At 75.3% G+C, this 22,380-nt stretch carries 17 protein-coding genes and 1 pseudogene; 10 read left to right on the top strand and 8 right to left on the bottom strand.

The genetic code is table 11. From position 1 onward, the window contains the following. Positions 1-23: 23 nt before the first annotated feature. Positions 24-3,008, bottom strand: coding sequence for an ATP-binding protein (locus PV350_RS18105; RefSeq protein WP_500334831.1), 2,985 nt, complete (start codon positions 3,006-3,008; stop codon positions 24-26). After that, positions 3,005-4,843, bottom strand: coding sequence for an HSP90 family protein (locus PV350_RS18100; protein WP_499516748.1), 1,839 nt, complete (start codon positions 4,841-4,843; stop codon positions 3,005-3,007). The genes PV350_RS18105 and PV350_RS18100 overlap by 4 nt, the downstream gene beginning before the upstream one ends. Before the next feature lie 282 nt (positions 4,844-5,125). On the opposite strand from PV350_RS18100, the gene PV350_RS18095 reads away from it, so the two are divergent. Further along, on the top strand, positions 5,126-6,709 hold the full coding sequence (locus tag PV350_RS18095) for an alkaline phosphatase D family protein (protein WP_499510406.1): 1,584 nt from the start codon (positions 5,126-5,128) through the stop codon (positions 6,707-6,709). Positions 6,710-6,780: 71 nt separating this feature from the next. Here PV350_RS18095 and PV350_RS18090 read toward each other — a convergent pair whose 3' ends face one another. Continuing rightward, positions 6,781-7,068, bottom strand: coding sequence for an alpha/beta fold hydrolase (locus PV350_RS18090; protein ID WP_499516749.1), 288 nt, complete (start codon positions 7,066-7,068; stop codon positions 6,781-6,783). A gap of 185 nt (positions 7,069-7,253) precedes the next feature. Here PV350_RS18090 and PV350_RS18085 point away from each other — a divergent pair, with 185 nt between their 5' ends. From PV350_RS18085 to PV350_RS18075, 3 genes are all read left to right on the top strand, one after another. Beyond that, positions 7,254-7,859, top strand: coding sequence for a dihydrofolate reductase family protein (locus PV350_RS18085; protein WP_500334828.1), 606 nt, complete (start codon positions 7,254-7,256; stop codon positions 7,857-7,859). 98 nt (positions 7,860-7,957) lie between these two features. Beyond that, a complete protein-coding gene (locus PV350_RS18080; protein ID WP_499510408.1) occupies positions 7,958-8,479 on the top strand; it encodes a DUF1990 domain-containing protein in 522 nt (173 codons plus the stop codon). A 76-nt stretch (positions 8,480-8,555) separates the two neighbouring features. Further along, entirely contained in the window at positions 8,556-9,944 is a 1,389-nt protein-coding gene (locus tag PV350_RS18075) for a GNAT family N-acetyltransferase (RefSeq protein ID WP_499510409.1), read from the top strand. On the opposite strand, the gene PV350_RS18070 is transcribed toward PV350_RS18075, so the two are convergent. Next, positions 9,898-11,073: a trans-sulfuration enzyme family protein gene (locus tag PV350_RS18070; protein WP_500334826.1), complete on the bottom strand. Its 1,176-nt coding sequence runs from the start codon at positions 11,071-11,073 to the stop codon at positions 9,898-9,900. The genes PV350_RS18075 and PV350_RS18070 overlap by 47 nt on opposite strands. Positions 11,074-11,132: 59 nt before the next feature. On the opposite strand from PV350_RS18070, the gene PV350_RS18065 reads away from it, so the two are divergent. Both PV350_RS18065 and PV350_RS18060 read left to right on the top strand, forming a co-directional pair. Continuing rightward, the gene (locus tag PV350_RS18065) at positions 11,133-11,615 is read left to right on the top strand and encodes an Lrp/AsnC family transcriptional regulator (protein ID WP_431964617.1); all 483 of its coding nucleotides are present in this window, start codon (positions 11,133-11,135) and stop codon (positions 11,613-11,615) included. A 48-nt stretch (positions 11,616-11,663) separates the two neighbouring features. Further along, positions 11,664-13,331, top strand: a complete 1,668-nt coding sequence (locus PV350_RS18060) for a DUF885 domain-containing protein (RefSeq protein WP_500334824.1) — start codon at positions 11,664-11,666, stop codon at positions 13,329-13,331. A 57-nt stretch (positions 13,332-13,388) separates the two neighbouring features. Here the strand turns inward: PV350_RS18060 and PV350_RS18055 are convergent, their stop codons facing one another. Further along, positions 13,389-13,985 carry a hypothetical protein gene (locus PV350_RS18055; RefSeq protein ID WP_500334822.1) on the bottom strand — a complete coding sequence of 199 codons (597 nt, stop codon included), beginning with the start codon at positions 13,983-13,985 and terminating at the stop codon, positions 13,389-13,391. 178 nt (positions 13,986-14,163) lie between these two features. Here PV350_RS18055 and PV350_RS18050 point away from each other — a divergent pair, with 178 nt between their 5' ends. After that, positions 14,164-14,697, top strand: a complete 534-nt coding sequence (locus PV350_RS18050) for a GNAT family N-acetyltransferase (protein ID WP_499510413.1) — start codon at positions 14,164-14,166, stop codon at positions 14,695-14,697. Positions 14,698-14,709: 12 nt separating this feature from the next. Further along, a pseudogene (locus PV350_RS18045) lies at positions 14,710-15,554 on the top strand (ATP-grasp domain-containing protein). Positions 15,555-15,572: 18 nt separating this feature from the next. Here PV350_RS18045 and PV350_RS18040 read toward each other — a convergent pair. Further along, entirely contained in the window at positions 15,573-16,097 is a 525-nt protein-coding gene (locus tag PV350_RS18040) for a rhodanese-like domain-containing protein (protein WP_500334820.1), read from the bottom strand. Between the two features lie 94 nt (positions 16,098-16,191). Between PV350_RS18040 and PV350_RS18035 the strand changes: the two genes are divergently transcribed. Then, positions 16,192-16,641, top strand: a complete 450-nt coding sequence (locus PV350_RS18035; RefSeq protein WP_499510416.1) for an Lrp/AsnC family transcriptional regulator — start codon at positions 16,192-16,194, stop codon at positions 16,639-16,641. Here the strand turns inward: PV350_RS18035 and PV350_RS18030 are convergent. Next, a complete protein-coding gene (locus PV350_RS18030) occupies positions 16,606-19,608 on the bottom strand; it encodes an AAA family ATPase (RefSeq protein ID WP_500334818.1) in 3,003 nt (1,000 codons plus the stop codon). The two genes, PV350_RS18035 and PV350_RS18030, sit on opposite strands and share 36 nt — an antisense overlap. A 531-nt stretch (positions 19,609-20,139) precedes the next feature. Beyond that, positions 20,140-21,300, bottom strand: a complete 1,161-nt coding sequence (locus tag PV350_RS18025) for an exonuclease SbcCD subunit D (RefSeq protein WP_500334816.1) — start codon at positions 21,298-21,300, stop codon at positions 20,140-20,142. Between the two features lie 192 nt (positions 21,301-21,492). Between PV350_RS18025 and PV350_RS18020 the strand changes: the two genes are divergently transcribed. Next, the coding region (locus tag PV350_RS18020; RefSeq protein ID WP_500334814.1) for a serine/threonine-protein kinase at positions 21,493-22,380 on the top strand (888 nt) is incomplete at its 3' end.

The following is a 22,380-nucleotide window of genomic DNA, read 5'->3' as shown; positions in this document are numbered from 1 at the left end:
CGGGACCGTGCCGGCGGCCGGGGCTACGCCTGCCCGGCCCGTGCCTCCCCGCCCTGTGCCTCCCCGCCCTGTGCCTGCTCCGGTCCGGCGGACCGCTCGCCGACGTATTCGAGGACGGAGCGCGCCTCGGCCCGCCGCTGCTCGGCGACCTCGTCCGCCGGACCGCCGTCCTCGCCCCCGTACAGGGCGATCACGGCCCGGGCCCGCTCCGCGGCCGCGGCGTGCCGTCCCAGATCGGCCTCGAGCCAGGCGGCCATCAGCTGGGCCGCGCTGCGCGCGGGACCCGGTTCGAAGACGGCGATCGCGCGTTCCGCGCAGGCCAGGCCCTCCTCGTACGCGGCGCGCGCCGAGCCGTCCGTGTCGTCCTCGCCGGGCTCACCGGGGCAGGAGCGGACGACCAGTTCGCCGGTCTGCCGGTGGGTCCCCGCCAGTTCGGCGCGCAGGTGAGCCGCGGCGTCCCCGTCACCGGCCGCCGTCGCCGCGGCCAGCGCCTCCTCGGCCACCGCGACGGCCTCGGCCATCACCGAGCGGCCCACGGCGAGCCCGCCCTGGCCGTCGTGGAGGGCGAGCCAGGCCCGGGCGCGCAGCGAGCGGACGAGGGGGACGGGACGCTCCAGGGCACGCCAGAGCTCACCGGCGCGGGTGTACGCCTGTGCGGCCTCGCCGGCCAGGCCGGCCCGTTCCAGAGAGTCGGCGGCGAGGTTCGCGAGGACGGCGTGGTCCTGCTGCTCCTCCCAGCCCTGCGCGATCTCCGCGGCGAGCAGGAACTGCTCGGCGGCGGCGCGCGGCTCGTCCAGGTCGCGTAGTGCGTCCCCCAGCCACCAGCGGGCCTGGACGACGCGCCCGTCGTGGTGGGCGCGCACCAGGTCGGGCAGGGCGGTCTCCAGGACGGTGGCGGCCTCGGCGGACCTGTCCTCGCGCAGCAGCGCCCCGCCGAGCACGAGCCGTGCCCAGGCGCCGAGCTCCTCGGACATGTCGCCCTTGTCGGCCCAGTGGGCGCCCTCCAGGGCGTGGTCGGCGGCCTCGGCGTCGGCGCCGCGCTCGGCGAGCGCGGCGGCGAGCACGGTGTGCAGGTGGGCCCGGTGCACCGGGCCCAGGGCCGCGGCGCCGTCCTCCAGCGCGGCGCGGGCGGACCGCTCCGCGGTGGTGTGGTCGTCCCGCTGGAGGGAGAGGTCGGCGAGGAGCGCCTCGGGCTCGGCGGCGTGCCACGGGGTTCCGGCCTCGTGGTGGAGGCGGGCGGCCCGGGCGAAGAGCTCGGCGGCGGTCGCGAGGTCGCCGCGCGCGGCGGTGTGGCGGGCGTGCAGCGCGATCGCGTCGGCGAGCCGTCCGGCCATCCGGTCCTCGTCGCGGTGCTCCTCGGCGAAGGCGATGATCCGCAGCAGTTCCGCCTCGCCCTCGGCGCCGGGCGGCCGCAGGTGGAGCCGGGCCAGCCAGGCCCCGGTGAGCTGGCGGGCGGTGGCCCGGCCGGTGCCGTGCAGCTCGCGCAGGGCGTCGACGGCCGCGTCGAGCGCGGTCAGGGCCTGGCCGCCTTGTTCCGCGACGGCCACCGCGTAGGCGGCGCGGGCACGGCAGGCCGCGGCCTCGCCGGGCTTGCCGGCCGCCTCGAACAGCCCGGCGGCGGTGTCGAAGAGCGGTACGGCGGTGCAGGGGTCGGCGAAGGCGCCGATGCCGGCGTGGTCGGCGATCTCGGCGCGGGACAGGTCGTCCAGGACGGTGCCGGTGCTGTCCGCGGCACGGCCCGCGGTGGCCCATGCGGCGCCCGCGTCGGGGTGCTGGGCGGCGCTGAGCCTGCGGGCCTCGGCGAGCAGTGCGGGGACGTCCGCCGCGCCCGCGGGTACGGCCGCTTCGGCGGCCGGTGCGGGCTGCGGGCGGGCGGGCGTGGTCAGGCGCTGCCTGGCCCGGACGCCCAGCGGGAGCCGCTCCACGAGGGGCTCGGCGCCGAGGCGCTCGCGCATGCGGCGGCTGACGGCGTCGTTGCCGTTGCGGGCGTCGAAACGCGCGGCGACGGCGGCGGCCTCGCGCTCGGCGTGGGCGAGCAGGGTGCGGGCGGTCCACTCGGTGCCGGCCGGGCCGGGGACGCCGCGGCCGGCGTGGCCGAGGGCGAGCAGGCGGCGCATCAGGAGCGCGGTGACGACCAGGTGGTCCATGAGCGTGTCGGGGTCGCCGGTGTCGGTGAAGTACGCGGGATGCTCGGCGAGGATCTCCAGGGCCCGTGCCTCGTTGCCGGTCAGGGCACAGAACTCGACGTGGGAGGAGACCGCGCCGCGCATGCTCTCCATGGCGCGCACCAGGCGGTGGCCGCGCAGGTGGTGGGCGCGCGCCTCGTCGAGCCGGCCGAGCCGGACCAGCGGCAGCAGCGAGGACGCCAGCACGTTGTGCGGCTCGTGGGCGCAGGTGTACTGCCCCGTCAGGACCGGCTCCCAGGTGCTCAGCGCCTCCTCGTCACGGCCGCGTTCGACCTGCCAGCTGCCCTGGCCGTGGAGTTCGCAGGCGTGGCAGTCGGCCATGCCGTCGCGGTCGGCGGCGAGCCAGGCGGCGTGGGCGGCCTCGGCGCGGGCGGTGTCACCGAGGTGCCGGGCGATGCGGAACTCGCCCTGACGTACGGCGCGTTCGGAGTGACCGGCGAGGCGGTAGCGGTGCTCCATCTCGCGGTGCCACTTCTCGATGGAGGCGAGCGGGACGTCGGGCTGGTCGAGCATGCCGTTGGCCACCCACTTGAAGATCCAGTGCAGGTGGTGGGTGTTCGCGCCGTCGAAGTCCCCGGGCCGCTCGTCCCACATGCGCAGCAGGCGGGCGAAGGGCACGAAGAACTTGTCCTTCTCGCTGCTGTAGGCGTAGGCGTTGGCGAGGTTGAACAGGGCCTCGAGGAGCAGCGGGGTGTCGCCGGTGGCCCCGGCCTCGGCGACGAGCCGCTCCGCGCCGGCGTTGCGGGCGCGGCCCTCGGGCTCCTCCCGGTTGTGGTGCAGGGCGCGGCGTACGGTCTCGACCGCCGGGTCCCGGGTGCTCATCGGCCGTCCTCCTGTTCGGCGTCGGCGGGCTTGCCCGCGGGGCTGTCCGCGGTCTGCGCCGCCCACTGCAGCAGGCCGAGGAAGGCGCGGTTGAGGAGCGCGGAGTCGGCGGGGCGCAGCGGGCGCTGGGCCATCAGCAGGGCCTGGCCGTACAGCGCCTCGGCGGCGGTGCCGACGAGTTCGGGGTCGGTGAAGGCGCTGATCCGCCGGACCAGCGGGTTGAGGTGGTTCAGGACGAGCCGGGCGCGCGGGGCGCCGCCGCGCAGGGAGCCGAGGATGCCCGCCCACAGCTCGTCGGCCTGCTCCTCCTCCTCGGCGCGGGCGCGTTCGTGGCGGGCGGCCCGGTCGTCCAGGTGCAGCGCGGGGACGGTGATGGGGTGGAAGGTGCGCAGCGACACGTCGCAGCCGAGCGGGTCGAGCCTGGCGCGGGCCGCGGCGAGGAAGCCGGACAGGGCGAGTTCCTCGGCGGGGTCGACGGGGTCGAGGTGCGCGGTCACGGTGTCCGCGTCGAGTTCGGCGACGGCGGTGCCGGGACGCACGGTCGGCAGCAGCTCGACCAGGTCGGCGTCGTAGGTGTAGCCGCCGTTGACGACGCCGATGCCCTGCGCGGAGGCGATGGCCGCGACCTGGCGGTACTCCTCGACGGTGCGGGTGAAGTGGACGACGGGGTGGCGGCGGGCGAACTCCTCGAGCGACAGCTGTCCGTCGGTGGTCTCGAACGGCAGCCACGGCAGCATCGTGCGGAGCATCCCGGCGTCGTGCCGGGCGAGCGACTTGACGCCGAGGTGGTGGACGGCGAGGAACTGGGCGAGCCGTTCCCGGTCGCCCGCGGCGAGTTCGGTCAGCCAGCCGCGTATGCGTTCGCCGAGGGCCTCGCGGACGGCGGCGAGCGTCTCGTCGGCGTACAGGCTCTCGCGGGACGCGGTGGGGCGCAGGCTGTCGGTGTCGATCACGCAGCGGACGAAGAAGGCCCACTCCGGGAGGAGTTCGTCCGCCCGGTCGGTCAGCAGCATGCCCTTGAGGTGGACGCGGTGCCCGGCGCGCTGGGCGGGGCTGACCGCGGCGGGCAGGACGTAGCCGACGCCGCGCACGCCCGCGAGGGGGACGTCGAGGTCGATGACGTCGAGCGGGGTGAAGCCGAACTGCTCGTGGCAGTGCCGGGCGAGCGCGACCCGGCGGGCCGCCTGCCCGGGGTGCGGGCGCTCCCAGACCGGCGGGCGCTCGCTGACGGGCGTGTCGCCGACCCGCACGTCGTACGGCAGCAGGGACCCGAAGTCCTTGGCGAGGGCGAGCACGCGCTCCTCGGCAAGCCACTCCGCGGCGCCCGGCCGGGCGGTCAGGTGGACGGTCGTACCGGGCTCGGGGTGGTCCTGCCGCGGCAGCGTGCGGACGGTGTACGAGCCGTCGTCACGGGCGGTCCACTCGACGGGCGGGGCGTCCTGGGTACGGGCGGACCGGCTGACGACGCGGATCTCCGCCGCGACGACGAAGCAGGCGAGCAGCCCGATGCCGAACTGGCCGAGGAACTCCGAGCGGGCGTTCTCCAGCCCGTCGCGCTTGGAGCTGCGGCCGATGGTGGCGAGCAGCTCGTGCACGTCGGACTCGGTGAGGCCGACGCCGGTGTCCGTCACGCGCAGCCGGCCGCCCTCGGCGTGCAGGAGCACCCGGGCGGGGGCGTCGGGCTGTTCGGCCCGGCGGGCGGTGATCGCGTCGACACCGTTCTGCAGCAGTTCGCGCAGGTAGACCTTGGGGCTGGAGTAGAGGTGGTGGGAGAGGAGGTCCACCAGGCCGCGCAGGTCGACCTGGAAGGCGTGCGGTGTCTGATCTGCAGTCATCATGGGGGCGCCGGTGCGCTCCCGGGGAGGGAGTACGGGGCGCGGGTAGGGCGATCGGGTGATCGCGGCCGCCGGATTCGGGACATCGTATGGCGGCGGAGCCCGTGGTTACCAGGGGGTTTCGCCGCACGGGACGCACGTGGGTGCGCGCGGAGCGGGTGGGCGCCGCCGTACGGCGCGGGCCGGTTGTTCACCGGGCGTTCGGATCGACGGCACGCGGCGCGAGTAGGAACGTGGGGCGGACGCATTCCGGCGTACGCGGCTGCGACGCGGGAGGTCGGGATGGCGGACGGATCCGGGAGCACGGTCGGGCGGCGCTCGGTGCTGAGGGGCGGGCTGGCGGCCTCCGGGGCGCTGCTGGTGCCCGCGGCGGCCGCGCCCGCGCTGGCCCTGTCGGGGAGGCCGGCGGCGACGTCGGGGGTGCAGACCGGCGACGTGACCGCGTCGGGCGGCCTGGTGTGGGTGCGCGCGGACCGGCCGGCGCGGATGGTGGTGGAGACCTCGGCGACCGGGTCGTTCCGGCACACCCGGCGCTTCCCCGGCCCGGTGGTCGGCCCCGGCACCGACTTCACCGGGGTGACCCGGCTGCACGGCCTGCCGGGCGGTGAGCAGGTCCACTACCGGGTGCTGCTGGCCGACCCCGACGACCCGCGCCGCACCGGCGCGCCGGTCACGGGCACCTTCCGCACGGCGCCGGACGGACGGCACGGCGGCGTGCGCTTCGTGTGGTCGGGCGACCTGGCCGGGCAGGGCTGGGGCATCAACCCCGACATCGGCGGCTACCGCATCTTCGACGCGATGGGCGCGGTGGACCCGGACTTCTTCCTGTGCAGCGGTGACAACATCTACGCCGACGGCCCGATCGCGGCGACCCAGGCCCTCCCCGACGGCAGCGCCTACCGCAACGTCACCACGGAGGAGAAGTCCAAGGTCGCCGAGACGCTGGCCGAGTTCCGCGGCAACTTCCGCTACAACCTGCTCGACGAGAACCTGCGGCGCTTCAACGCCCGGGTGCCGTCGGTCATCCAGTGGGACGACCACGAGGTCCGCAACAACTGGTACCCCGGCGAGGTGATCGCCGCCTCGGACCCGCGCTACACCGAGAAGAGCGTGGACGTCCTCGCGGCCCGGGCGCGGCGGGCGTTCGCCGAGTACTTCCCCCTCTCCTCGCTGCGGCCGGACGGCGCCGGCCGGGTGTACCGGGTGCTGCGGCAGGGTCCCCTGCTGGACGTCTTCGTCCTCGACATGCGCACCCACCGCAACGCCAACTCCCCCGACGACCAGGCCCACGACCCGCAGGGCATCCTCGGCCGTGAGCAGTTGGAGTGGCTGAAGCGGGAGCTTTCGCGGTCGCGCGCGGTGTGGAAGGTGATCGCCGCCGACATGCCGCTCGGGCTGGTGGTGCCCGACACCACGGAGGGCCGGCCGAACATCGAGGCCGTCGCGCAGGGCGAGCCCGGCGCGCCGCTCGGCCGCGAGCTGCAGATCGCCGAACTGCTGCGGTTCGTCAAGCACCGCAGGATCACGGGCACGGTGTGGCTGACCGCCGACGTCCACCACACCTCGGCGCAGCACTACCAGCCCTCCCGCGCGGCGTTCACGGACTTCGAGCCGTTCTGGGAGTTCGTCTCCGGTCCGCTGAACGCGGGTGCCTTCCCGGCGAGCGCGCTGGACGGCACCTTCGGCCCGGAGCGGGTCTTCGTGAAGGCCCCGACGGCCTCGAACGTCTCGCCCGCCGAGGGCTACCAGTTCTTCGGGCAGGTCGACATCGACGGCCACTCCGGGGACATGACGGTGCGGCTGCGCGAGCAGGACGGCTCGGTGCTGTTCACGAAGGTGCTCCGGGCGGGGCTGGTCGGCCAGTAGCCACGGACGGCAGCGGGGGCTGCGACGGGCCGGCGCCCGGCGGTGCGAGCGCGCCGCCGGGCGTCCGGTGCTCAGCGGGCGGCCGCCAGGATCACGTCCGCCACGGCCCGCGGCCGGGAGACCATGACCAGATGGCCGGCGCCGGGCACCGATACCGTCGCGGCCCCCATGCGCTCGGCCACGAAGCGTTCCAGGTCCGGCGGGATGATCTGGTCGTTCTCCGCGACGACGGAGTGGCATGGGTGCTCGCGCCAGGCCGGCGGTCCCGACACGAAGCCGAAGCGGGCCACGTCGCTGGGTCCCTGCACGGCGGCCAGTACCCGTGCCTCCTCCGGTGCGACGTCCGGGCAGAAGTGCAGAAGTACTGCGGGAACAGCTCCTGGCGATCACAGCCGGTCGGCGGCGGTCGGATTCCGTCTCGATCCGCAGGGATGTGGTCCAGGTCACCTCGCCTCGCCTCCTGGGCGCGATGATTCCGGGGCAGTGCGACGGTCTCCCTTGCAGTGACGGCGGCGAGTGACGACGAAGACGAGGAGCGAATCCCATGCGCATCGTGATCACCGAGTTCATCAGCCTCGACGGCGTGGTGCAGGCGCCGGGCGGACCGGAGGAGGACACCGACGGCGGCTTCGCCAACGGCGGTTGGACGCACCCCTTCTTCGACCCGGAGGTCGTGGGCGGCGCCTTCGACGAGGCGGTCGGCAAGGCCGACGCGCTGCTGTACGGGCGCCGCACGTGGGCGGCGATGGCCGGCGCGTGGCCCGAGCGGGCCGGTGACCCCTTCGCGGACCGGATGAACGCGCTGCCGAAGTACGTCGTGTCCGGCACGCTCGGCGACTCCGAGCTGGCCTGGCACAACACCACCCGTATCCCCGGCGGCGAAGCCGTCGCCCGGATCAAGGAGCTGCGGGAGGCGCCCGGCGGCGACATCGTGGTGATGGGCAGCCCCACGCTCGCGCGCACCCTGCTGAGCGAGGACCTGGTCGACGAACTCCGCCTCATGGTCACGCCCGTCCTCCTCGGCGGCGGCAAGTCGCTCTTCCCCGAGGACGGCGCGCTGCGCACCTTCGCACTGGTCTCCACGGTCACCAGCGACAAGGGCGTCAACGTCTGCACCTACCGGCGGGCGGGCGGCGCCCCCGGGGCTTAGCATGTGCAAATCGTCGGGGCAATACGGCGATTTCGAGACCTCGTGGAGCGAGCGGGGAGGGTGCTCCGCGGGCTCCCGAGGACGGGAAGGACGGCGCCGTGACGGGTGGTTTCACCTACGAGCAGGTCGGGGTGACGCGGACCGGCGGGCCCACGCCGCCGGGGCTCCACCACCTGCACGAGCGGATCCGGCTCGGCGAGGGCCCCCAGGTGCTGGCCGCGGCCGGACGGGCGCTGATGGGGTGGCGGATGCACCGGGCGACCGGACTGCGGGTGCCCGCCGGCACCCCGGAGGCGGCACCGGGGGTGCGTGTGCCCCTGCGGATCGGCCCGCTGCGCGCGCCGTGCGAGGTGGTGTGGGCGGAACGCGGCCCGGAGCGCGTGGGGTTCGCCTACGGGACGCTCCCCGGCCACCCGGAACGCGGGGAGGAGGCGTTCGTGGTGAGCCTCGCGCCCGACGGGTCCGTGTGGCTGGATGTCACGGCCTTCAGTGGACCGGGGGCGTGGTACGTGCGTCTACTGGGCCCCCTGGGACGCGTCACTCAGCGTGGCATCGCGCGGCGCTACGGCCGGTGCCTACGCAGATTGTCGCAGGACGGAATTGTTGAAAGGGGGAGTTAACCGACATGGGACACCCTTTACCCGTCGGTCACAACGCGTTCGTGATCACGCAACACGAGTTCGGCATGGTGTTTGCATGCGAGAACTGACTTCCGCCACGACCGCCCCCGCCGCGTTCGCGGGCCGGCGGCACCACTGGCGCCGCGACGTCATCGAACTCGCCGCGCTCTTCGTGGCCGTGGCCACCGCCGACCTCATCGCCAATCTCGTCGGGCACGCCCCCGACGGCCCCGCCCTGCTGTGCCTGTCGGCCGCCGCGCTCGTCGCCACGGCCGGCTTCCACACATGGTGGGCACGCCATCACGGTCATTCACCGCCGACCGCCGGGAGTCACGGCGGGAGCCGTACGACGGAGCCGGGGGAAAGCTCCGCCGTGGGCGGACCCGACCCGCGGACCACGTTGTGGCGGGTGCGCACCACCGTGCACGACACGCCGGGCAGCCTCGCCGCCCTCTGCACGGCCCTGGCGGGGCGGGGCGTGGACATCCTCACGCTCCAGACGCACCCGCTGGCCGAGGGCACCGTGGACGAGTTCCTGGTCCGCGCCCCGGCCGCACTCGCCCCGGGCGACCTGACGCGGACCGTGGGCGGCGGGGGCGGGCGCGACACCTGGATCGAGCGGGCCGACGCCCACGACCTGGTGGACACCCCGACCCGGGTGCTGAACCTCGCCACCCGCACCGCCATGGACGCCGCCGAACTGCCCCTGGCACTACGACAGTTGTTCGGCCGCTGCACGATAAGGTCCACCCCGCCCGGTACGGCCGGCCCCGATCCCGCCGAGGACACGGAGGACACCGAGGACACCCTGGAGGGCACCGTCATGCGGCTGCGCGATCCGGCCGGAGGCACCATCACCGTGGAACGCGCCTACCTCCCGTTCACCCCGACCGAGTTCGCCCGCGCCCGCGCGCTCGTCGAGCTCGACGCGCACCTGGGCACCAGGGTCCCGGAGGACCGGGCGGTGCTCACGCTGCCCGAGGGCAACGAGATCACCGTCCGCCGGGCGGGCCCCGAGGACCTCGAGGCCGCCCGCGAGCTCCACGGGCGCTGCTCCGCCAGGACCCTGACGCGCCGCTACCACGGCCCGGTCGCGGACGTGGACCGCTATCTGACCCACCTGCTCAGCCCCCGCTTCGGGCAGACCCTCGCCGTGCAGACCGTCTCCGGCCGGCTCGTCGCCCTCGGCCACCTGCTGTGGGACGGCGAAGAGACCGAGGTCGCCCTGCTGGTCGAGGACGCCTGGCAGCGCCGAGGCATCGGCCTGGAGCTGCTGCGCCGCCTGGTCGCCCAGGCCGTCGACGCGGGGTGCGAGAGCGTCTACGCGGTGACCCGGGCGACCAACACCGGGATGGTCGCGACGATGCGCCGCCTGGGTCTGCCGCTGGACTACCAGGTCGAGGACGGCACGCTGGTCATCACCGCGACGCTGTCACCGGCCGGCGCGAGCGCGTCGCTGCGCTGAGCGCGATGTCGAGGTCCTCCCACAGGTCCTCGACGTCCTCCAGGCCGACGGACAGCCGCAGCAGCCGGTCGCTGACCCCCGAGCTGTGGCGGTCGCCCTCGTCGACGATGCGGTGGCTGATCGAGGCCGGGTGCTGGATGAGGGTGTCGACGCTCCCGAGGCTGACCGCCGGGGTGATCAGCCGGACCCCGGCGATCACCTCGTGCGGGTCGCCCTGGACCTCGAACGCGACCATGGCGCCGCCGATCCGCGGGTAGTGCACCTTCGCCACCCGCGGGTCGGCGGCCAGCCGCTCGGCCAGCGCGGCCGCCGTCGCCGAGGCGGCCTTCACCCGGACCGGCAGCGTGGACAGCCCGCGCAGCAGCAGGTAGCCCGCCAGGGGGTGCAGCACCCCTCCGGTGGCGAAGCGCACCTTGCGCAGCACGCGGGCGAACTCCTCGTCACAGGCGATGACCCCGCCCAGGACGTCGCCGTGGCCGCCCAGGTACTTGGTGGCGCTGTGCAGCACGATCCTGGCGCCGCTCTCCAGGGGGCGCTGCAGGACGGGCGTGGCGAAGGTGTTGTCGACCAGCAGCGGCACCTCGCCGCAGGAGTGGGCGACGGCCCGCAGGTCGACCTCGGCCAGCGTCGGGTTGGCGGGGGTCTCCACGATCACCAGGCCGGTTTCGGGGCGGATGGCGTCCGCTATGCCCGCCGGGTCGGTCCAGGTCACCTCGGTGCCGATCAGGCCCCCGGTCAGGAGGTGGTCGCTGCAGCCGTACAGCGGGCGGACGGCCACCACGTGGCGCAGCCCCATGGAGGCGCGGGCCAGCAGGGTGGCGGTGAGGGCGGCCATGCCGCTGGCGAAGGCCACCGCGGCCTCGGCGCCCTCCAGCCGGGCCAGCGCCGCCTCGAAGCGGGCGACGGTGGGGTTGTCGAGCCGGGAGTAGACCGGCGGGCCGGTCAGCGCGGCACCGGTCACGGCGAAGTCGTCCAGCCGGGCGGCCTCGGCGCGGCTGTCCCGCGAGGGGTAGGTGGTGGACAGGTCCAGGGGAACGGCGTGCAGGCCGAGGTCCGCGAGGTCTTCGCGGCCGGCGTGCACGGCCTCGGTGGCGAGGGCGCGGGTGGGCGCCGATGCTGTCGTGTCCATGGCCCGATGCTGAACAGCTACCGGTCCGTAGTGGGGAGAGCCCGTGTTAACTTCGGCCGATGTCCGATTCCGTGCTTCTGGATCCGGTCGACCTCGAGATTCTGCGGCTCCTGCAGAACGACGCACGGACGACCTACAAGGACCTCGCCGCGGCCGTGGGCGTGGCCCCGTCCACCTGCCTGGACCGGGTCAGCCGGCTGCGCCGCACCGGGGTGATCCTCGGCCATGAGCTGCGGGTCGACCCGGCCCGGCTCGGGCGGCCGCTGGAGGCACTGCTGGCGGTGCAGGTGCGGCCGCACCGCCGGGAGCTGATCGGCCCGTTCGTGGAGCGGGTGCGGGCACTGCCCGAGTCCCGGGCGCTGTTCCACCTCACCGGGCCCGACGACTACCTCGTCCACGTGGCCGTGGCGAGCACCGGCGACCTCCAGCGGCTGGTCGTCGACGAGTTCACCTCGCGGCCCGAAGTCGCGCGCGTGGAGACCCGGTTGATCTTCCAGCACTGGGACTGCGGCCCACTGCTCCCGCCCACGTCAGGAATATGATCGTCAATGGTGATGACGGAGCAGGCCGCTCCGTACCAGGATGTGACCATGCCCGACACCACCGGCAGCGCGCTGCCCCGCCAGATCGCCGACGCGTACGTCGACGCGGTCACCGAACTCGACCCCATCACCGCCACGTACCTGGGGGTGCGGACCGGTCAGGACCGGCTCCCCGACTTCAGCCCCGCCGGCCTGGAGGCCCAGGCCGGGCTCGCCCGCCGCACCCTGGCCGACGTCGACGCGGCCGAGGCGACGGACGACGACGAGCGCCGCTGCGCCCGGCTGCTGCGCGAGCGGCTCACCGCCGAGCTGGCCGTGCACGAGGCGGGTGAGGGCCTGCGGGCCGTGAGCAACCTGCACTCCCCCGTCCACTCGGTGCGCGGCGTCTTCATGCTGATGCCGACCGGGACCGACGAGGACTGGGCCGCCGTCGCCGCCCGGCTGCGCGCGGTCCCGGAGTCCCTGGCGGGCTACCGGGCCTCCCTGGAGGAGGGCGTCGCCCGCAAGCTGCCGGCCGGGCCGCGCCAGGTCGCCACGGTCATCGAGCAGCTCGGCGAGTGGCTGGGCGAGGACGCAGGAGCGAGCTGGTTCGTGAAGGAGGGCCCGCAGGCCCTGCGGTCCGAGCTCGACGGCGGTGCCGCCGACGCCACCGCCGCCGTCGCCGACCTGCGCGACTGGCTGCGCGACACCTACGCCCCCGCCGTCGAGGGCACCCCGGACGCCGTCGGCCGCGAGCGGTACGCCCGCTGGGCCCGCTACTGGACCGGCTCCGACCTCGACCTGGACGAGGCGTACGCCTGGGGCTGGGAGGAATTCCGGCGCCTCGACGCCGAGATGCGCGTCGAGGCGGAGAAGGTGCTGCCCGGCTCCACCCCGCTGGAGGCGCTGGCCCACCTGGACGAGGCCGGCGAGGCCGTCGAGGGCGTCGACGCGGTCCGCGACTGGCTGCAGGGCCTGATGGACGAGGCCATGGCGGCGCTCGACGGCACCCACTTCGACCTGGCCGAGCCCGTCAAGCACGTCGAGTCCCGCATCGCTCCGCCCGGCAGCGCCGCCGCGCCGTACTACACGGCCCCCTCCCTGGACTTCTCCCGCCCGGGCCGCACCTGGCTGCCCACCCTGGGCCGCGAGCGGTTCCCCGTCTGGGACCTGGTCAGCACCTGGTACCACGAGGGCGTCCCCGGCCACCACCTGCAGCTCGCGCAGTGGGTGTACGTCGCGGACCGGCTCAGCCGCTACCAGGCCACCCTGGGCCAGGTCAGCGCCAACGCGGAGGGCTGGGCCCTGTACGCCGAGCGCCTCATGGACGAACTCGGCTTCCTGACGGACGCGGGGCGCCGGCTGGGCTACCTCAACGCGCAGATGCTGCGGGCCACCCGCGTCATCCTGGACATCGGCATGCACCTGGAGCTGGAGATCCCGCAGGACAGCCCGTACCGTCCGGGCGAGACCTGGACGCCGGAGCTGGGGCGTGAGTTCTTCGGGCGCTTCAACGGGCTCAGCGACGCCATGCTCGACAGCGAGATCATCCGCTACCTCGGCATGCCGGGGCAGGCCATCGGCTACAAGCTGGGCGAGCGCGCCTGGCTCGCCGGGCGGGAGGCCGCCCGCAAGGCCCACGGCGACTCCTTCGACCCCAAGGCCTGGCACATGGCCGCGCTCTCGCAGGGCTCCCTGGGCCTGGACGACCTCGTCGACGAGCTCTCGAAGCTCTGACGGTCGACCGTCCTTCCCCGGGCCCCGCCCGGGGAAGGACGCAGGGCGCACCGACGCCTACCGCTCCGGGTCGGGCCAGGCCGCCACGAGCGCCCGGTAGTCGGCGAAGCGGGGGCCGGGGACGCTCTCCCGGACCGGCCGGCCGTTCAGCCAGTCCATCCGGTGGATGCCGGTCTCGGTGTCGAGCAGGCAGCACACTCCCCCGGCTGCGGCCGTGAGGCCGGTGAACACCGACCGGACGCTCGCGGACCGCTCGAACATCAGGCTCATCCCGGTGGTCGCCGCCGTGAACTCCAGCGTCGCGTAGTGGGGGTGGAGCGCGGGCGCGAACCGGACCGTCAGGTAGACGTAGCCGATCGGGACCCTCCCGAGCGCGTCGGGCTCGGGGTCGCAGGTCTCCAGGAACGCGCGTACGGCGTCGTCCACCCCGAACATGATCGAGGTGTCGAGCTCCAGCGTGCCGCTCCCGGAGCAATCCACCGGCTCGCTCCGGAAATGGGACGTGAACGGGACGACGACGCCCTCACCGCCGGGCAGGGTGACCGTCAGCGGCGGCACGCGCGAGGCCGGCGGCGCCAGCTTCACCAGCTCCGCCAGCGCGGCGGCGACGTTCCCGGCCGGCAGGACGATCTCGTAGGTGTAGTCGAGCCCCATGCGCATCCCTCCCCTGAGCGGCACCGATCGTGTCACGCCGGACCGTCGGAAGCCCGCGGATTTCCCGCGGGGCACTCCGCCGCCCGGTGCCTGCCCGCGATGCCCGCCCCCGCGCGGGGACCCGCCCGCGGGGAGCGGCGGGGGTGGATAGGGTGAGTCGCATGGGGGTGTCACGCGGATGATTCCGAATGCTGCGCGGGAAGACGGCCGCCTGGTGCTGACGCACGGGCGGGTGGTGCTGAGGGAGCAACTGCCGGAGGAAGCGGCGCAGCTGGCCGACGGCAAGCCGGCCGGGCTGGAGTGGATCGACGGCGGGCCGGGCGAGGGCACGATCATCGCGGCCGGGATGATGACGATCGCGGCGGCCGCAGCGGTGTACGCCCCGGGGTGGGGGCTGTTCGTGATCCAGCGGACGGACGACGGCCTCGCGCTCGGCGGCATCGGCTTCCACGGCCCGCCCTCCGCCGTCGACGGCCTGGTGGAGATCGGCTACGACCTGTCGGAGTCCGCGCGCGGCGTGGGCTGGGCGACGGACGCCGTACTGGTGCTGTCCCGGTGGGCGCTGAGCCGTGCCGAGGTGCGCACCGTGCTGGCGACCACCGATCCGGGCAACCGCGCCTCGCAACGGGTGCTGGAGCGGGCCGGTTTCGGGCGGGTCGCGGACCGGGACGCCCAGTGGGCGTACGAGCTGCGGCCGGCCGGGGTGGTGTGACGGCGTAATGCGATGTCGCGTCACCCGCCGGATGCGCCACCATCGGTGACCGTGAAAACCGTGCACCCGTCCCGGACCCTCTTCCTCTCGCCGCGCGTGACCGCCACCGGCCACGCGCTCGCCGCGGCCGCCCACCGGCGCGGCATGGCGACGCGTACCCTCCCCACGTGGCGGGTGCCGCAGGACGCGCTCGACGCCGTGGGCCCGTCGCTGTACGCGGGGCCGCTCTTCGCGGACGCGGTGGCGGCGGACCTGGGCCTGGGGCTGCTGGAGGCCGACGAGGACTGGCTGGCCCGGCTGCCGTTCGAACTCGTGGGGCGGCGGATCGAGTTCACCACCCTGGCGCAGGCCCGCGGGCTGCGCCGGCCCGCCTTCGTGAAGCCGCCGAACGACAAGAGCTTCCCGGCCCGTGTGTACCCCGACGGCAGCGGCCTGCCCGGTCCGGACGCGGTGGACGAGACACCCCCGTGCTGGTGAGCGACATCGTGGCGTTCGCCGTCGAGTACCGGCTGTTCCTGCTGGACGGCGAGGTCGTCACGGGCAGCCGCTACGCGACCCGCGGCGACCTGGACGTGGCTCCCCTGGACGGCGACCCGGCGGCCGGTGAGGTGCGGGACTTCGCCGCACGGCTGTTCGCACACGGCGTGCCGGAACTGCCCGGCGCGGTCGTGGTCGACGTCGGCAGGACCGCGGACGGCTGGGCGGTGGTCGAGGCCAACGCGGCCTGGGCGAGCGGGCACTACGCCTGCGAGGCCGACGCCGCGCTGGACGTCGTCCTGCGGGCCGCGGCGCCGCTCGCCGGACGGGGGCCGCGGGACCGCCGGTTCCTGCGCCCGGCCGTCTCCGTCGTCCGCTGAGGCCGCCGCGCGGCGGCCTCAGCAGCCGCAGTCGTCGCCGCCCACGGGCGCGGTCAGCGGGTCGGCCGGGCGCCGGAAGGTGCCGTCGGCCGTCTCGTGGGCGAAGCCCTCGCGGATCCAGTACTCCATGCCGCCGAGCATCTCCTTGACCCGGTAGCCGAGGCTCGCCAGGGCGTGCGCGGCGCGGGTGGCGCCGTTGCAGCCGGGCCCCCAGCAGTACACGACGACGGGCACGTCGCGGTCGAGGTAGGCCGCGGCGAGCCGGGGGACGTCCGCGGTGGGCAGGTGGACGGCGCCGGGGACGTGGCCCTGCTCCCAGGCCTGGGTGGAGCGGGAGTCGACGACGACGAAGCCGGGTCCGGTGCCGCTCTCCGCCGCCGTGGCGAGGGCGGCCGCGACGTCGGACACGTCGGCGTGGAAGGCGAGGCTCGCGGCGAAGTACGCGGCGGCGTCGGCCGGAGCGGCGGGCGGGACGCGCAGCACGGGGTTGTCGGCCGGAGCGGAGGCGGGGGCGTAGGCGGGGGCAGCGGTCTGTGTCGTCATGGCGGCAAATCTACGAGCCGCCGACGCCCGTCTGAAGGGTCGTTCCCCGGCGTCCGTCTTGCCCGACCGGGGAAACCACTGGTACTCAGGGTGCATGACCGTGGATTCCCTCGACGCCACCGACTGGCGCATCCTGGACGCCCTGCAGCGCGACGGCCGGGCCAGCTACGCCGAACTGGCGCGTGCCGTGTCGATGTCACCGAGCGCGGTGACCGAGCGGGTCCGGCGGCTGGAGGAGGCGGGGGTGATCACGGCGTACACGGCCGTCGTGGACCTGGAGCGGATCGGCCGCCCGATCATGGCGTTCGTCCGGCTGCGCTACCCGCACGGCAACTACAAGCCGTTCCACGATCTGCTGGAGTCGACCCCGGAGATCCTGGAGGCCCACCATGTGACGGGCGACGACTGCTTCATCATGAAGGTCACCGCCCGCTCGATGCGCCACCTGGAGGAGATCACCGGCCGCGTCTCGGGCCTCGGCTCGGTGACGACGAGCGTCGTCTACTCGTCACCGCTCGCCCGTCGTGCGGTGGCGGAGGGCTGAGCCCCGCTGCCCCTTGACCACCTGCAACTGGGCGGGGACGCGCTGCCGGAGCTCGGCCACGTGGCTGACGATGCCGACGGCGCGGTCCCGTTCGCGCAGGCCGTCGAGGACGTCCAGCACCTCGTCCAGGGTCTGCTCGTCGAGGCTGCCGAAGCCCTCGTCGACGAAGAGCGTGTCGAGGCGGGCGCCGCCCGACTCGTCCGTGACGACGTCCGCGAGTCCGAGGGCGAGGGCGAGGGAGGCGAAGAAGGTCTCGCCGCCGGAGAGCGTGGCGGTGTCGCGCTCGGTGCCCGTCCAGGAGTCCACGACCATCAGCCCCAGGCCCGACTTGACGTTGCGTGAGGCACGGGCGTCGGTGTGGACGAGGGTGTAGCGCCCGGAGGACATCCGGTGCAGCCGGACGCTGGCCGCGGCAGCGACCTGTTCCAGCCGGGCGGCGAGCACATAGGTCTCCAGCTCCATGCGCAGCGTGTTCTCGCCGGCGCCGGTGGCCAGGTCCGCCAGGCGTCGCAGCCTCGCGTACTCCTCGCGGGCCGGGGCGAGCGCCCTGGTACCGCGCAGCGCCTCGGCCCGCAGCCGGTCGAGGGCGTCGCGGGTCGTGTGCGCGGCGGACTGTCGGGCGGCGGCCCCGCGCAGCCGTACGGTGGCGGTCTCGACGGCCCGCCGGGCCGCGTCGGGGTCGGCCGGGGGCAGCGCGGCGGCCTCGGCCAGCTCCAGGGCGGTGAGTTCGGCGGTGACCGCGGCCTCCTCGCGGCGCCACTCCTCCGCCCGTTGCCGCAGCCGCCGCAGTTCCGTCTCCGGCTGTACGGCGGCGGCCGCCGCCTCGGGCGTCGGGAAACCGGCCTTGTAGGCGGCGTCGGCCAGGTCGGAGTCCGCCTCCTTCAGCCCGCGGGCGCCGTCCTGCCCGGCGCGGGCAGCCCGGGCCGCGGTGGCGGCGCGCTCGGCGTCCGCCGCGAGCCGGGCGCGGCGCTCGGCGACGGTGGCGTACGGGCCGCGGGCCCGCGCCAGCCGGGCGGTGAGCTCGGTGTCCTCCTGGTCGAGGAGCTCCCGGCGGGTGGTGAGGGAGGCGAGCCGGTTCTCGGCCTCGTTGCGGTCCGAGGAGCGGCGGGCGTGTTCCGCGAGGGCCCGGTCGAGCGCCTGGCGCGCCTCGGGGGCCCGCGCGGCGGCCCGCGCGGCGGCCCGGTACTCCTCTTCCAACGCGGCGTGCGCGGCGGCGAGTTCGGGCTGCGGCTCCGGTCCCGCGGCGGCGAGGGCCGCGTCGTGGGCCGCGGTGAGGCGTACGACCTGGTCCTGCGCGGTGTCCCGGGTGGCGGCGGCCCGCTGCTGGGCCTCCTGCGCGGCCTCCTCGTCCGCGCGGCCCACCTGGCGGCCGGTGGGGCGGGCGGGGTGCGGGTGCTCGGTGGCGCCGCAGACCAGACAGCCCTCACCGGGGCTGAGCTGCGCGGCCAGTTCGGCGGCGATGCCATTGATGCGGGCCTCGCGCACGTCCTGCCAGTGGTCGCGGGCGTCGGCGGCGGCGTCGCGTGCGGCACGCAGCCGGTCCTGCGCGGCGAGCAGCGCGGTGGCGTGGGTGTCGCGTTCGCGGGCGGCGTCGAGGCGGCGGCGGGCCCGGTCGAGGGCGCCGGAGAGTTCGGCGGCGCGGGTGGCGGCGGACTGGGCGGTGTCGACGGCGCGTTCGTGGCCGAGGCGTGCGGCCTCCCAGCCGTCCAGCCAGGCGGCCGTGTCGGCGATCAGCCGCTCGTCCTCGGCGGCCTCGCGCTCCACGCGCCCGCGGTCGTGGGCCAGTTCGGCGGCGCGCTGCTCGGCCCGGCCGGCGTCGGCGAGGCCGCCCAGCTCCTCGCGGAGCCGGTTCTCGTACTCCGCGAGCTGTTCGGCGCCCGCCTCGTACTGCTCGGCGGGCAGGCCCGCACGGGCGGTGCGTTCCTCGACGGCCGCACGGGCCTGCCGGGCGGCGGCCCGCTCGCGCAGATCCAGGGCGGGCACCACGGTCGCGGCCCGCTCCGCCGTCTCCAGCAGCCGCTGTTCGCGGGCGCGGGTCTCGCGCTCGCCGGCCATGTCGCGGGCGCGGCGCTCGGCCGCGGCGTGCCGGCGCTGCCGGACGGCGAGTTCGCGTACCGCCTCGGCCTCGCGCTGGGCCCGCTCGTGCCCGCCCTCGGCGGCGGTCACGGCGAGGTCGGCGACGTCGACGCGTTCGTGAGCGGTGGTGGCCAGCACGGCCGCCCAGCGCAGGATGTGCGGGGCCAGTTCCGGGTCGCCGGCCACGACACCCTCCGGCAGCGGCCCGGCCAGGGCCTCCGGGTCGTCACCGGCGGCCTGGCCCATGCGCTCGGCGAGCCGCTGCAACTCGTCGTCCCCGGCGGCGACCCGCTGCTCGGCGGCCCGCCGCCGGGCCCGCAGCCACTCCTCGACGGCCTTGAAACGGCCGGTGTCGAAGAGCTTGCCGAGCAGGGCTGCCCGGTCGGTGGCGGTGGCCCGCAGGAAGGTCGCGAACTCGCCCTGGGGCAGCAGCACGACCTGGCAGAACTGCTCCCGGCTCATGCCGATGAGCTGCTTCAGCTCCTCGCCGGCCTCCTGGTGGGACTTGCTGAGCGCCCGCCACTCCCCCGCCGTGTGCTCGCGCAGCAGGGTGACGGCCTTCTCCATCGTGTAGCCGGTGCCGCGCTTCTTGGGGCGCGGCTGCTCGGGGCGCCGGGTGATCTCCAGCCGCCGTCCGCCCACGGTCAGGTCGAGCACCACCTCGGTGGGCGTGTCCTCCCCGGCGTGGTCGCTGCGCAGCCGGTTGCCCTGCCGGCTGCCGGGGACCCCGCCGTACAGGGCGAAGCACACCCCGTCGAGCACGGAGGTCTTGCCGGCGCCGGTCGCACCGTGCAGCAGGAACAGCCCGGCCGAGGACAGCTCGTCGAAGTCCACGGTGTGGCTGCCGGCGAACGGCCCGAAGGCGGTCAGGGTCAGACGGTGCAGGCGCATCAGTCGGTCTCCGCCCCTACGGCATCGCTACGGACCGCGTCGAACGCGTCCCGCAGGACACCCCGCTCCGCGGTGTCGGGCCCGGTGCCCGGCCCGGTTCCCGGCCGCACGCGGCGCCGGGCACCCGCCGGCCGCCCACCACCCACGGTGCGGCCGAGCACGACGGCGGCGTGATCGCCGCACGGCCCATCGCCCCACCGAACGCCGACCGCGCGGCTGACAGCGAACGCCCCGAGGGCCGTGAAGGTCGGACGGTGCAGGCGCATCAGTCGGCCTCCGCCCGCACCGCATCGCTACGGACCGCGTCGAACGCGTCCCGCAGGACACCCCGCTCCGCGGTGTCGGGCCCGGTGCCCGGCCCGGTTCCCGGCCGCACGCGGCGCCGGGCACCCGCCGGCCGCCCACCACCCACGGTTCGGCCGAGCACGACGGCGGCGTGATCGCCGCACGGCCCATCGCCCCACCGAACGCCGACCGCGCGGCTGACAGCGAACGCCCCGAGGGCCGTGAAGGTCGGACGGTGCAGGCGCATCAGTCGGCCTCCGCCCGCACCGCATCGCTACGGACCGCGTCGAACGCGTCCCGCAGGACACCCCGCTCCGCGGTGTCGGGCCCGGTGCCGCGGACGTGGGTCACGAAGTCCTCGGCGATCTGCCGGTCGGTGCGGCCGCGCAGGCGCTGCGCGTACGAGGCGTGGGGGTCGGCGTCCGTGCGTTCGGGCTCGAAGGCCAGCGCGAGGGCGTGGGGGAAGCGTTTGCGCAGGCGGGCCATGGGCTCGTGCGGGCGGTGGGGGTCGGTGAGGGTGGCCTCGACCCAGGAGTCCTCGTGCCGTTCGTGCGCCGGGTCCTCCAGCAGTTCCTCCAGGGGGCCGCGGATCCGGGCGAGCGGCCGGGGCACGGGGCAGTCGACCCGCTCGGCGGCCACGGAGCCGTCGGCGCCGAGGTCGACCAGCCACATGCTCTTGCGGTGGTCGGCCTCGGAGAAGGAGTACGCCAGCGGGGAGCCGGAGTAGCGGACGCGGTCGGTGATCGCCTGGCAGCCGTGGAGGTGGCCGAGGGCCACGTAGTCGACGCCGTCGAAGACGCTCGCGGGCACGGCCGCCACACCGCCGACGGTGATGTCCCGCTCGCTGTCGCTGGGCGCGCCGCCCGCGACGAAGGCGTGCGCCAGCACGACCGAGCGGGTGCCCGCGGGGCGTGCGGCCAGGTCGGCGCGGACCCGCGCCATGGCGGCGCTCAGCACCTCGGTGTGGCCGGCCCGGTCGAGGGTGAACTCCTCGCGCACCAGGGCCGGTTCGAGGTAGGGCAGCCCGTACAGGGCGACCGGCCCGTGCGCGTCGGCGAGCACGACCGGCGTCGCGCACCCGGCCGGGTCGGTCCGCAGGTGGATCCCGGCGCGGTCGATGAGCCCGGAGGCCACGCCGAGCCGGCGGGCCGAGTCGTGGTTGCCGGAGATCATCACCGTGGGCACGCCGAGGGCGGCGAGCCGGTGCAGCGCGTCGTCGAAGAGCTCGACGGCGGGCAGCGAGGGCAGCGCCCGGTCGTAGACGTCGCCGGCGACGAGGACGGCGTCCACGCGCTCCGCCCGCACCGTGGCCACCAGGTGGTCGATGAACGCCGCCTGGGCGTCGAGCAGTCCGACCCGGTGGAAGGACCGCCCCAGATGCCAGTCGGAGGTGTGCAGCAACCTCACCGTGGCTCTCCCGCCCGCATGTTCCGTTCCTCCGGCTCACGTTCCGCATACTCCGCACGGGCCCCGGTGTCCCCACCGGTCCCGTAGGCTCCGAGAGCAGGCTATCCGGCACCACTGTCAGCGCGCCGCGGGAGTCCGAATTCGGGCAAGGCCGGTCAAGCCGTGTCCCCGCCCGCCCGTACGATAACCGCCATGACGGCGAGCGACTCCGGCAGACGACTGATCGACGGCCGCTTCGAGCTGCTGGAACGACTGGGCGGTGGCGGCATGGGCCTGGTCTGGCGGGCCCGCGACACCGCCCTGCACCGCGAGGTCGCACTGAAGGAAGTACGGCCGCCCGACCCGGACTTGGCCGAGACCGACCCCGAGGCGGCGGCGAAACTGCGGGAGCGCGTGCTGCGCGAGGCCCGCGCGCTGGCCCGGGTGCACCACCCCAATGTCGCCACGATCCACCACATCGTGGACAGGACGGACCTCCCCCACCCGTGGCTCGTGATGGAGCTGGTGACCGGCGGCTCCCTGCAGGACCGACTGGCCCGCGGCCCGCTGACCCCGCCGGAGGCGGCCACGGTCGGCCGCGGGGTACTCGCGGGGCTGCGCGCCGCGCACGCGGTCGGGGTCCACCACCGCGACGTGAAGCCCGCGAACGTACTGCTGCGGCCCGACATGACACCGGTGCTCACCGACTTCGGCATCGCCACGCTCCGCGACTCGACACGGCTGACGACCACCGGCGGCCTCATCGGCTCGCCCGAGTACATCGCCCCCGAGCGCATCCGCGGCGAGGAGGGCAACCCCGCCTCCGACCTGTGGTCGCTCGGCATGCTGCTGTACGTCGCGGTGGAGGGCGTCCACCCGCTGCGCCGCGAGACCAGCATCGCCACGCTCGTCGCCGTCCTCGACGAGCCCCTGCCGCCCCCGGTGCGGTCGGGGCCGCTCGCCCCCGTGCTCACCGCCCTGCTCGTGCGGGACGCCGCCGCCCGGCCCGACGCCGACCGGCTCGACCGGATGCTCTCCGACGTCGAGCGCGGCACGCCGCCCGCTCCCGCGCCCGTGGACGCGGCGCCCCCCGGTTTCGGG

It is taken from the genome of Streptomyces sp. PA03-6a (assembly GCF_033792765.1).
GTDB lineage: Bacteria > Actinomycetota > Actinomycetes > Streptomycetales > Streptomycetaceae > Actinacidiphila.
This window is presented reverse-complemented; position numbering and strand designations above follow the sequence as displayed.